The sequence below is a fragment of the Denitrobacterium detoxificans genome, from assembly GCF_015062615.1.
Classification (GTDB): Bacteria; Actinomycetota; Coriobacteriia; order Coriobacteriales; family Eggerthellaceae; genus Denitrobacterium; species Denitrobacterium detoxificans_A.
In genome coordinates, this window is sequence record NZ_SUUH01000001.1 from 277,303 (window position 1) to 289,288 (window position 11,986).

General features: G+C 62.4%; 7 protein-coding genes. 3 read left to right on the forward strand and 4 right to left on the reverse strand.

Translation table 11 applies throughout. The features are described from left to right. The first annotated feature begins 11 nt into the window (after positions 1-11). From E7002_RS01280 to E7002_RS01290, 3 genes are read left to right on the forward strand one after another with little or no spacing between them, the layout of a single operon-like run. Positions 12-635, forward strand: coding sequence for an MptD family putative ECF transporter S component (locus tag E7002_RS01280; RefSeq protein ID WP_303727116.1), 624 nt, complete (start codon positions 12-14; stop codon positions 633-635). 1 nt (position 636) lies between these two features. Then, positions 637-1,359, forward strand: coding sequence for an energy-coupling factor transporter transmembrane component T (locus E7002_RS01285; protein ID WP_303727117.1), 723 nt, complete (start codon positions 637-639; stop codon positions 1,357-1,359). Then, entirely contained in the window at positions 1,356-2,855 is a 1,500-nt protein-coding gene (locus E7002_RS01290) for an ABC transporter ATP-binding protein (protein ID WP_303727118.1), read from the forward strand. The genes E7002_RS01285 and E7002_RS01290 overlap by 4 nt, the downstream gene beginning before the upstream one ends. 85 nt (positions 2,856-2,940) lie before the next feature. Here E7002_RS01290 and E7002_RS01295 read toward each other — a convergent pair whose 3' ends face one another. From E7002_RS01295 to E7002_RS01310, 4 genes are all read right to left on the reverse strand, one after another. Beyond that, entirely contained in the window at positions 2,941-4,512 is a 1,572-nt protein-coding gene (locus tag E7002_RS01295; protein ID WP_303727430.1) for a fatty acid--CoA ligase family protein, read from the reverse strand. A gap of 88 nt (positions 4,513-4,600) precedes the next feature. Continuing rightward, positions 4,601-6,175, reverse strand: a complete 1,575-nt coding sequence (locus E7002_RS01300; protein WP_303727119.1) for a class I adenylate-forming enzyme family protein — start codon at positions 6,173-6,175, stop codon at positions 4,601-4,603. Beyond that, positions 6,162-6,959, reverse strand: a complete 798-nt coding sequence (locus E7002_RS01305; RefSeq protein WP_303727120.1) for a thioesterase II family protein — start codon at positions 6,957-6,959, stop codon at positions 6,162-6,164. The genes E7002_RS01300 and E7002_RS01305 overlap by 14 nt, the downstream gene beginning before the upstream one ends. Beyond that, on the reverse strand, positions 6,952-11,925 hold the full coding sequence (locus E7002_RS01310) for an amino acid adenylation domain-containing protein (RefSeq protein WP_303727121.1): 4,974 nt from the start codon (positions 11,923-11,925) through the stop codon (positions 6,952-6,954). The genes E7002_RS01305 and E7002_RS01310 overlap by 8 nt, the downstream gene beginning before the upstream one ends. Positions 11,926-11,986: the final 61 nt, after the last annotated feature.

Below are 11,986 nucleotides of genomic sequence, written 5' to 3' on the forward strand. Positions count from 1 at the left end.
AAAGGTAGACTATGTCAGTCAATGAGACGGTGGCAGGCGGATCTGCAAGTAAGACCGATACAAAACTCAAGCCGAAGGACCTCATTACCATCGGCATCTTCACGGCCATCTACGTGGTTCTCTCCAGCATCCCCGGCATGCTGGCCATCATTCCCATCTTCGTTCCGCTCGCAGCCGTGCTCGTTCCGCTGCTTGGCGGCATCCCCGTTATGTACCTCATTGCCAAAGTGCACAAATTTGGCGCGCTCGTCATACTCTTCACCCTCGTGGGTCTCTTCATGCTCGTAGGGGGGATGGGGTATTTCAGCTTGTTCACCTGCATCATCTGCGCCATCCTCGCCGAGCTCATCCTGCGTTCGGGCAACTACCAGAGCATGCGTGCGGCAACTTTGGCCTATGCCGTTACGGGCATGTGGATCATCGGCAACTTCATGCCGTTCGTGTTCACGCGCGATTCGTTCCTGGCCCAGCAGGCCGCAAACTACGGCACCGACTACGCGAACGCCCTTTCCGGACTCATGTCGCCGTGGATCATCCCGCTTCTCGTAGTGGTAGCGTTCGTGTCGGGCCTTGCAGGCGCGGCCATTGGCAAGCGCATCTACCGGAAGCACTTCGAACGAGCAGGTATCGCATAAGATGACATCAGAAGACCGCAAGCGCCAAGGGCTGCTAGACCCGCGTACCAAGCTACTCATCATCATCACGCTGGCAATAGTCCTCCTCACGGGCGGCTATAATGGAGCAATGATTTACGTACGCCCCATCCTGGCAGTTCTCCCCATGGGACTCCTACTCATGGAACGAAAGCTAAAAATCGCCCTAGGCTACGCCGTGGCGTTCATCGCAGCCGAGCTATTGCAAATGTACGTCGCCCCACTCACATCGGGTGCGTGGACGGTGTTCATCCTGCTCCTTAGTGGAATCATGCTGCGACTAGCTCCTGGCGTTGCGGCCTTCTACTACCTTGTTACCACCACAACCGTGGGCGATTTGGTTGCAGGGCTCGAGAAGATGCACTTGCCGCAAACAATCGTTATCCCGCTTTCGGTCATGTTTCGATTCTTCCCCACGCTCGCCGAGGAAAACCGCGCCATTGGCGCAGCCATGCGAATGAGGGGAATCCGATTGGGAAAGACGGGTGTGGCAGCGGCATTCGAGTACCGCCTTATCCCGCTCATGATGAGCTCGATTCGCATTGGCGAGGAACTATCCGCAGCCGCCCTCACACGAGGCCTGGGCGCGCCCGTCCATCGCACCACCATCAGCGAGATAGGATTTAGGGTCACAGACATCCTCTGCATCCTCATCTGCCTCGCCTGCTTCATCGCTTACGTATGTTCGGAGCTTCACCTGCTATGACAACCAATACCGCTTTCAAGATCGACAATGTGAGCTTTCGCTATGACGGAGGAGACGAGGGCGCAAGCGTACACAACATCAACCTTTCGGGTGAACGCGGTCAGGTCATCCTGCTCGTAGGAGAATCCGGAAGCGGAAAGACAACCATCACCGAGCTGTTGAACGGCCTGGTCCCCCACTTCCACGAAGGCTCCCTTCAGGGAAAGGCGTACGTAGAGGACCTCGATGTAGCCGACACCGAGCTATTCCGCATCTCGCAGCACGTAGGTTCCGTTTTCCAGAACCCCCGAAGCCAGTTCTTCACCACCGACACCACGAACGAGCTGGCCTTCGCGTGCGAGAACCAGGGCATTCCCCGGGAAGAGATCATCAATCGAATCAATCTCATCTCCCGCGATTTGGAAATCAACGAGCTGCTCGACCGCAGCGTCTTCCAACTTTCGGGCGGCGAACGACAGCGGATTGCCTGCGCTGCGGCGTCCACCATCGAACCGAGCATTTTCGTGCTCGACGAACCCTCGTCCAACCTGGACATGGAGGCGATCGCACAACTCCAACGCGTCATCACGCGCTGGAAGGAAGAGGGCAAGACGATCATCATCGCCGAGCATCGCATCTTCTACCTGAACGAAATCGTAGACACCATGGCCATCGTGCGAAACGGAGCCATCGAGCGCACGTTCACCGGTGACGAGGTACGCGCCATGAGCAATCAGGACATGCGCTCCATGGGGCTGCGCGCCATCAAACTCGAGGAAAGCGGCCATCGCGGCAGCGCCGACGCATGTGAGCTCGCGCACGTCCGCATCACGGACATGCACTTCTCGTACAAGGGCGCCGGAAACGTTCTCTCCATCGACGAGATCGAACTCCCCCGCCATGGTATCATCGCCCTCATCGGGCGCAATGGCGCGGGAAAGTCCACGTTTCTGCAATGCCTTGCGGGCCTGCAGAAGAAGGCACGCGTCAAGTTGGAAATCGACGGGGAAACGTACAAGGGCCAAACGCTCTGCGATAGCGTGTACATGGTCATGCAAGACGTAACCCACCAGCTCTTCACCGAAAGCGTGCTCGAGGAGATCCTGCTCAGCATGCCCCAGAAGGACAAGGAGCGCGCCCTGCGCATCGCAGAGAGCCTGAATCTCACCGAAGTGGTAGACAGGCACCCCATCTCGCTTTCGGGCGGTCAGAAGCAACGTGTCGCCATTGCCTCGGCCGTTGCGGCAAACCGCAAGATCATCCTCTACGACGAGCCCACCAGCGGCCTGGACCTGCGCCACATGCGCGAGGTAGCCAAGCTTACCCGCCACATGAAGGAAGAGGGCATGCTACAAATCGTCGTCACGCACGACCCCGAGTTCATCGAGGAATGCTGCACGCACGTCCTCGAGCTTTCGGGTGGCTATACGGGCTTGCCCTACGCCCTCGACAATACGGGCGTCGATCGCATGTACGGCTTCTTCCGCATGCTCGGAAATGGCTCCTGGGCACGATAAGACAACCCGCATAGCCTGAAGAGCCCCCGTTGGCGCTGCCAGCGGGGGTTCTTTTACGCACGATACGAACTAGTTGTGCACATGCCTACGCCATAGCGAAATCGCCGCTTTCCACGAGAGTGCGCAGCGCCTGCTTATCGTAGGCACCATCTTCGCGCTTGCAGGGAATTTGGCGCACGATACGTATTTCCTCGGGGCGATACCAGGGCCCACATTCAACTGCCAGCGCATCGGAGAGCGCGGCGGAATCGACGCACGCATCCTCTTCGGAGGTGCACCAAACGACAACGTGCTCTCCGTCCTTGTCATTCGAAACGGCATGGGCAACCGCCTCGCGCACGCCAGAGCATGCGGTAAGCGCATCCTCGATTTCGGAGGCGTACATGACGAAACCGCGATACATGATCACGTCGCGATCGACGCCGCAGATATGCAGATATCCATCCTCGTCGAAATACCCCTTGTCGAGCGTATCACGCCACGAGCCCATCATCTCCGCGGGAGTGTCGACGCCAAGGGAGCGATCGTTCACGCCGCAGCCGCACGTGGTGACGTGGCCCACCTGGCCTGTGGGCAAGACCTCGCGCGTACGCGGGTCGCGAATCTCGATCTGCACGCCAGGGATGGGAATGGGGCGCCCCGCCGAGTCGAAGACCGCGTCGTCTTCCCTTTCGTGGTCTTCGGGGGAAAGCCAGGTGAGTATGCCAGCTTCGGTCGATCCGTACATCTGCACGAGCTCGCAATCCAGATACTCATGCGCCAGGCGAATGTCGGCCGCAGCGGCCTTCTGTCCGCCATACACGAATCGCTTCAAGCTCGAAAGGTCGGCCATGGCGGAAGCATCGCTTAGGGCGAGCTTGATCATCTGCGACGACGGCAGGAAGAGGTCGGTAATGCGATCGCGTTCGATAGAGCACACGATGCCCTCGTTGCTGGGCTTTCCCTGGTATACGACCACCGCCTCGCGACGCACCAAGGCAGCCAGGCACATGGCGATGCCCTGCACGTCGGTATTGGGCGTCAACTGCAAATAGCGCCCCGCTTCGCGACAACCGAACAGAAACGCAATGCGCAAAACGTCGTAACACCACGTCGTATGCGTGAAGAGAACGCCCTGCGACAACCCCGACGCACCCGTGGTGAAGCGAACCGTGACGATTTCGTCAACCGAAGCTGGTTCGTAATCGTCAAACGAATCGGACCCGGAAGGCGCAACGAGCGTGCCATCGGGCGTAACCTCGATACACTCGACGCACAGACCGACTTGCGCCACGGCATCTTGCAGGCGCTGAACCAGATAGCCCTCGCACAACACGAATCGGGCACCGGTCTCGCGCAGGAAGCGCACCCATTCGGAGACGCCATGGTAGTTCGGAAGGCCCAGAAACGCGCCACCTGCAAGCATGATGCCAAGCGGAGCGCACATGACCGCCAGGTCGTCGGTTCCCGCATACGCGCAGAACTCCTGGGGCTGCAAGCCGCGGCGAAGGAGCTCGTCGCGAATGGCGCAGACGCGCTCGAGCACCTGGTTGCCGCTATACGAACCCGACTTCGTTTCCGCCAGGCACGAATCGCCCGACCACTCGAGCGCATCGCGCACTTGCTCCTGGGCGGTTCGCCAGGGAGCGGCGCCCGTTTCCCTTACGAGGTCAAACATGTTTTCCACTGCAAACACTCCAAACAAAGGCGCGACTCGGGTAGCGCAGCCACGCCACGCACCCTTGTCGCGCAATCCAATACGTCGGCTAATCCACGATGCCCGCACGCCACGATTCAAGCATCTGCTCGGCACGTGCGCGCAAGCCACGTTTGTCAACCTTCTGCAACGACCCCATCTTGGGAAGCTCGTCGATGAATTCGATATACGCAGGACGGGAAGCCCATCCGAAGGAGGCCTCCACGCATTCCATAATCTCATTAGGATCGAGAGATGCACCCTGGTCGGGAACAACCCAGGCGAACGTGCGCTCCCCATCGGCGGAATGCGTTACGGGGTGCACGCACACATCGCACACACCGGGAACGTTGGCAATGCGCTCCTCGACATCCTGGGCATATACAATGGATCCACGGTACATAACGACGTCGCGCGTGCGCCCCTTCACCGACAGATAGCCATCCTCGTCGATGACGCCAAGGTCGAGCATGTCGCGCCACCCATCGACCATGTCGAAGGGTTCATCGCTTCCCAGCTTGCATGGGCAGACGCCCGGGCCGCTCACCATGATGTGGCCAATTTCGCCCTGGGCGACATCGCAACCCGTTGCGGGATTGCGAATGGCAACCCGCGTGCCCGCCAAATCGAAGGGACGGCCCGCGGACGAAAGGATGCGATCGTCGTCGCTCTTGTGGTCCTGCGCGGTAAGGCCCGCCAGAATGCCCGCCTCGGTGGAAGCGTAGAACTGGGCCAGCTCGCAAGGCATGACGGAGATGAGGCGACGAAGCGCGGGGACAGTGATGGCCTGCCCCGCGTACAGAATGCGCTGGAGATGCGACACGTCGCGCCCCGCCATAAGGCCGCTTTCTGCCAGGGCAAGCAACTGCGGCGTAATCATGAGCATGTCGGTAATGCGCTCCTGCTCAAGCATGCCAACGACCTCGTCGGCCGCGGGCATCATGCTCGGACAGAACACCGCAACCTCATCGCGCATGAGCGCGGCAATGCAGAACACCAGGCTCACGTAGTCGCACGAGGGAACGACATTGAGGTATCGACCGTTGTCGCGGTAGCCAATAAGCGTCTGAGATGCTGCGATATTGTAGAACACGGCTGCATAGGACATGAGAATCCCCTTGGGCACGCCCGTACTCCCCGACGTGAAGCGCACCATGCCGATATTGGCGGGATCGACCTCAACGTCTTCATATGAACTAGTCGCACGAGGATGCAAAACGGACCCATCAAGCGCAATGAGAACCACAGCAGGCTCGACGCCAAAGCCGCGCATGACATCGGCAACCAATCGCTCGCAGGCCTCCTCGGCAACCAGGAAGCGCGCATGCGACTGGGCAAGCCCCACCGACCATGACTCCACCTCGCGGAAGAGCTGCATAGGAAGCGGAATGCCGCCAGCGAGCATAATGCCCATGGAGGCAATCATCATATCGATATCTCCGTTTCCCGCGCAAGCAACGTATTCGCCAGCATCCAAGCCCGCAAAGAGCAGCTCGTCGCGGATTGTCTCGCATCGGCGCAGCACTTCGCCACCGGTCAGGCGCCCTGCCGAGCCTACAAGCATCTCGTCATGCACATGACGCTCCATGACGTCACGCAATTCAGCCTGAAAGCTCCTCTCGAGCACGCCATTAGCCATTGACATACAGTGATCCTTTCACAAGGTTAGACGATTGATTCGGTTCGACCATATTCGCGAGAATCTCCCAGCCCGCATCGCGAAGGAAGAAATGGCCGCCATCGAAGGCATGGCACTCCACCCATGCGGTGGTATGCGCTTGCCAGCCTGCGGCATCGCGAGGCAGGAACTCGTCGTCGGAGCGCCCGGCGTATACGTGAATCCCCTGATGGTCGAGAACGGACGCCGAACAATAATCCTCGGCGATTCGGAAATCGTGGCGCACGATGGGTAGGAAGAGCTCCGCTATCTCGGGAACCGCAAGCGCATTCACCTCGGTTGGATCCAAGCCACCCACGGCATCAATAAACGCATCGTTAGGCAGAGCGCTACGCGGATCCACGACGGGCATGCTGGGCGGACGCGACCCCGAGCAATGCACGCCCGCAAAGCGGATGCCGCGACGCTGGGCGCGATATGCAAGCTCGAAGACCACGAGCGCACCCATGGAGTGTCCGAAGAGATGCGTTCGAGCGTGGTCCTCCCCCACCTCATCGAGAATGAGATCGGCAAGATGAGGCAGGTCACGTGCGCATGCGTATTTCAGCATGCCCGCGTGACCAGGGTACTGAACGGCATCGAGCGTTATGCCATGCGCAAGTGCGGCGCTCTTCCACGCATGGAACCACGTCGCATTGCCGCCAGCATGCGGAAAGCAGAGCACGCGCGTGCCACTGCCATCGCCGCAAATTCGCTCGATGCCTGCACGAGCGGAAAACAGGCTATCGCCACTTGTCACTGAACTAGCCACGATCAGCCGCCTTCTCGGCCACAAGCAGCGCCAGCGCTTCATCGGCTACGCGAACCACCTGCTTGCAGCCCTCTCCATGAACGATCGAATAATGGGACCCCTGCGCCGAATGAACGCGAAACGCTCCAAGCGACGACTCGCGCCAACGATCCACGGCGCACGCAAGCATTTCCTCAGGGAACAGGCCATGGTCGGTCGCCGCAATGTAATCGACGTCATTGAACGAAAGGGGCACGGGGGCATCGCTCTCGCGGAAGCTCCGGTTGAACACGCTCATCATCTGCAGCGTCTCATCGGCATCGTAGGAAACGCCCACCTGGGAGCGAATGAGGCCCGCATACTGCGCGGCGCGTTCGCGCACGTCACGCGCATGGAACGCCGCCATCTTATGCGCGAGGGCATCGAATTCCGTAGAACCGCCAATGCGCATGAGCGCATCCTGGGGAACGGAGCCATCGTGCTCGGCGATGACCGCCTCGAGCGCCTTGGGCAGCGTCATGAGGTCTTGCGCATCAAGGCCCATGGAAAGCGGGCTCACGCCGTACATGCTCACGAAGAACAGATCGGAGAAGAAATCGTCCTGCAGGTCGAGCGGAGACGGCAGGTTGTCGATGACGACAGCCGACGCCTCGATGCCCATGGCCTGAAGCTGGGACGCGCACGCAGCGGCGATGAGGCCGCCCACGGAATGGCCGATGACCTGCACGCGGGAATACCCCAGATCGGCGATGAGACGCGCATATTCCGGCGCCATCGTTTCGGCCAGCTGGGCCGCACCTGCAGAAACATACCGCTCGCGATCGGGAAGCACCAGGCCATACACGCGGCATGCCCCCGAATTGCGCAATTCCTCAATGAGCTCGGAAAGCGTATCCATCTTGCCTTCCGCGCCGTGAATGACGATACGCACGACATCGTCATGCGCCACGGCATCGCCCTGCTGGGTCATGAGCACGCAGCCCGTTCGCGTATCGGCTTCGGCCTGCGGGGCAGATGCGCTCTCGCAGGTGTCGGCCTTTTCGCCCGAACGTTCGTCGATAACAGACACCAGGCTGGAAACGCTGGGCTCGTCGAGCACCGCACGTAGGAATGCGTCGAACTCGATATGCTCGGCCTGGGGAACGCGTTCGCGAATGCCCGCAATGATGCGCGCGAGGATAAGGGAATCGGCGCCATAGGTAACCAGGTTGTCCACGAGGGAAATATCCATCTTGCCCAGGATCTCGCGCACGATTGCAAGCACCCCATAGGCATCCTCGGCATTGGCGCCCAACACGGCATGATCGCGCGAAAGCGATTCAACGATCAGGCGATTGAGCAGCTTGCGATTCACCTTGCCATGTTCGGTGATGGGGAACTCATCGACCAGGCACACCGTCGAGGGAACGGCGGCGGCAGGAAGGCCGGCAGCAAGATCCATGCGCAGCGTATCGCGGTCGATGCGCTTATAGCCAAAAGCCGAGAGCTCGACATGCAATGCGGCATCGCCATCATCGGTCGACGTCTCGAACAGCACATCGGCCTCGCCGCGAACTGCAGCGCCATCGGTACGACGGACCTGGCGCGTATCGGAAAACGAAACGGCGGCCTCCTGATCGATATGCGCAAGGGCAGCCCCACTGAGCAGCCAAACGGTAGGCGCATAATAGCGCTCGAAGCCCGAAGCGCCGTCTTCGGGAAGAATGACGATGTCGTATTCGTCCCTGCGAAGCTCGACTTCCTCCGAACACGGATCGGCGTCGATGACGCGCACGCGAGGATTATCGGCCCAGAAGGAAACGGCCTTCTCACGCTCTTCCCCGCTACGCGGGCTGAGCGTGTAGACGTAATCGAAGCCCTCCACGGCATCCATGATCGTGCGCGGAAGCGCATCGTCGGAAGAGCGAAGGTCCAGGATGTTCAGCTGTATGCCCGTCTCGGCCTGCGAGACATCCATGGCCGCACGATAGACGACGCTGGAAACGCACTGCCCAATGCTCACGAGCCCGTTTGCGCTGCGCTTGGCGCGGCGCGTCAGAAGTCGCTCGACCGTAGCCATGCAGCCATCGATTGCGGTAACGCGGCCGGAAAGATCGGCCTCGTATCGACGCTCGGGACGCACCACGAGCGCAACGCTCGGCTGGGCGCCTTCGGGGCGAATGACGAGCGCGCATGCCTCGGCCACGCCCGGATGCGTTTGCGCAACGGCTTCGATTTCGGCTAGCTCGATCCTGTTGCCGCGGATCTTCACCTGCGTGTCGCGGCGGCCCAGGAACTCGATCTCGCCGCAGGGAAGCCAGCGCCCCACGTCGCCCGTGCGGTACCAGCGCTCCCCGCCGGGGCCCTCCACGAAGGCGGCGGCGGTGAGGTCGTCGCGTCCCAGGTAGCCCTCGGCCAGGCCCGCGCCCGAGATCACGATCTCGCCGGGAACCAGGTCGGGACGGGCCCGCAAGCCCGGCCCGGCCACCTCCATGCGCTGGCCGGTGAGGGCCGCGCCGTAGGGCACCGAGGGGCGCGCGGCGTCGGAGCCGTCCATGACGTGCACGTTGGACCAGATGGCGGCCTCGGTGGCGCCGCCCAGGGCGGCCACGGTGGCGCCGGGCGCCCAGCGGCGCACGCGCTCGAGCGAGTCGGCGGGCACCCAGTCGCCCGACAGCAGGGCCAGGCGCAGCGTGGGCGGCAGCCCCGGCTCGCCGGCGTCGAGGGCCATGGTCATCTGCGCGGGGCTCGAGTTCCACACGGTGGCGCCGGCCTCGCGCGCCGCGGCCGTCCAGCGGGCGGGGTCGGCGATGGGGCCCTGCTCGCAGAACGCAAGCGAGCCGCCGGCGCCCAGCACGCCGAACAGGTCGAACACCGACAGGTCGAAGTCGAGCCCCGACACGGCCAGGGCCACGTCGGAGGGGCCGACCTGGAAGCGGGCGCAGACGTCGCGGATGGTGTTGAGCGCGGCGGCGTGGCTGACCACGACGCCCTTGGGCTCGCCGGTGGAGCCCGAGGTGAAGATCACGTAGGCGGGCTCGGCGGGTGCGGCCTGCGCGGGCGGCTCCCAGCCGGCGGGCGCCTCGTCGCCCGGTCGCGGCGCGGCGATGGCGGCTCCGCCCCACCAGGGCGCGGCGGAGTCGCACAGCAGCGCCGAGAGCCCCGCGCGCTCGGCGATGCGGGCCCTGCGGGCCTCGGGCACGGTCGGGCTCAGGGGCACGTAGGCGCACCCGGCGAGCAGCGCGCCGTAGGCGCAGGCCACCTGGGATGCGCCGCGCCCGGCGCACACGCCCACGCGCGAGCCGGGCTCCACGCCGGCGGCGCCCAGGGCCGCGGCGGCCGCGCGGGCCATGGCGGCGAGCTCGCCCCGGGTGGCCGAAGCCGCGCCCGGGCCGGCGACCGCCGGGGCGGCCGGGTCCTCGGCCGCGCGGGCCAGGAAGGCGTCCTGCAGCAGGCCGGGGGCCCAGGAGCGGCCCTCGGCGGCCGCGTCGAGGGCGGCCTGGTGGGCGGCGCGTGCGGCGCCCTGCGCGGCGGGCAGCGCCACGGCCAGGGGCTCGCCGGCCGGGGCGGCGCCCGATGCGGCGTCGGAGAGCGCGCGGCGGAACGCGTCGAACATGGCCTCGGGCACGCCCGGGGCCAGCACGCCGGCGCGCACGTCCCAGTTCACGTGGAGCGCGCCCCCTATCGTTGCCGCCTGGAAGTCGATTCCCACCTGGGGAGTCTGCGTAATGCCATAGTCGATGGACCAGCTATGCTCGAACTCGCTCGAGCGGTCATCGGCAACGGCCGACGTAAACACGAACGGATAGCTGGGTGTCTCGCCGTCGAGCTGCTTCACCACGTCGCGGATGACCTTCACGCCCGAATAGGCGCTATGCTCGACGATGGCCATAAGCTCGCCCGCAGCCTGGTGCGCAAGCTCGCGCAACGTGCTCTCGGACGACCCGAGCACCGCAAAACCCGTTGACGTGAAATCGCCAACGAGCTTCGACACGTCTTCGTGATACGGACGGCGATTGAACAACGTTACCGTGATGGCGTTGCGCTCCTGCGCAGACCAGAAGGAAATGACCTGCGCATACAGCGCCAAAAGCAATGCACTGGGGCTTACTTCCATAGACTGGGCAACCGTGCGGAAGCGTTCCCACTCGGTTTCATCGAGCGTGCATTCCAGGCGGGTGAAGCGCTTTTCCCACTCGCCCGAGCACATGGGAACATCGGCGCCGAGGGCAATATCGCCCAGGCGACCCTGCCAGTATTCGCGCGCTTCGGAATCGTCTTCCGCCTGAAGGGCGAGAACGTAATCGCGGAACGTGATGCGCGCGGGCTCCTGGGAAAGCGATCGACCATGGGCGACTTCGAACAGATCGTCCAAGATGCGCATAATGCCCGTCCAGTCTGCCACCAGGAAGTCTATGGAGACATGAACGGTTCGCACGGAACCATGCGTGCTATAGCCAATGCCCATGAGCGGAGGAACGCTCGCATCATGCACCATGTGCGACATCTGCTCGCGCAGATCGAGCAGAGCGCTTTCGTCGTCGCTATGGGCTTCCACGATGCGCGGCACTTCCACTTGGCCCACAGGTAGAACCTGCTGGAAACCCGCTTCGTCGAAACGCGTACGCAGGGCATCATGAGCGGCTACCACCGTTTCGTACGCACGTTGGATATCGGCGACTTCCAACTCGCGCGCGCCAATCTCGAAATACGCATGGCATGAAACGCCACCGCCGGAAACGGAATCGCGGCGACCCAGCAGATACGCAGACTGCACATCGGTAAGGGGGAACGGCTGATGCGCATCCTCGGGATGCGCCTGGAAGGACGACGACCCCCCATGCTCGAGCTCGTCCATAATCTGGGAGCGATTCGCCTTGATGGCAGCACGCAATTCATCAGGCAGTTTGCCATGCTCAGTGCGGAAGCGCAGCTTGCCGTCTTCCACCCACAGTTTCACGCCCTGTCTGGCCGCATCGGAAATAATCTCAGCTGCATTCTGATTCATGAAAAGCCCTTCTTGCCGTATGTACCTACCAGCCCCGCAAGGGGTTTGAGTCAAAAAGTTA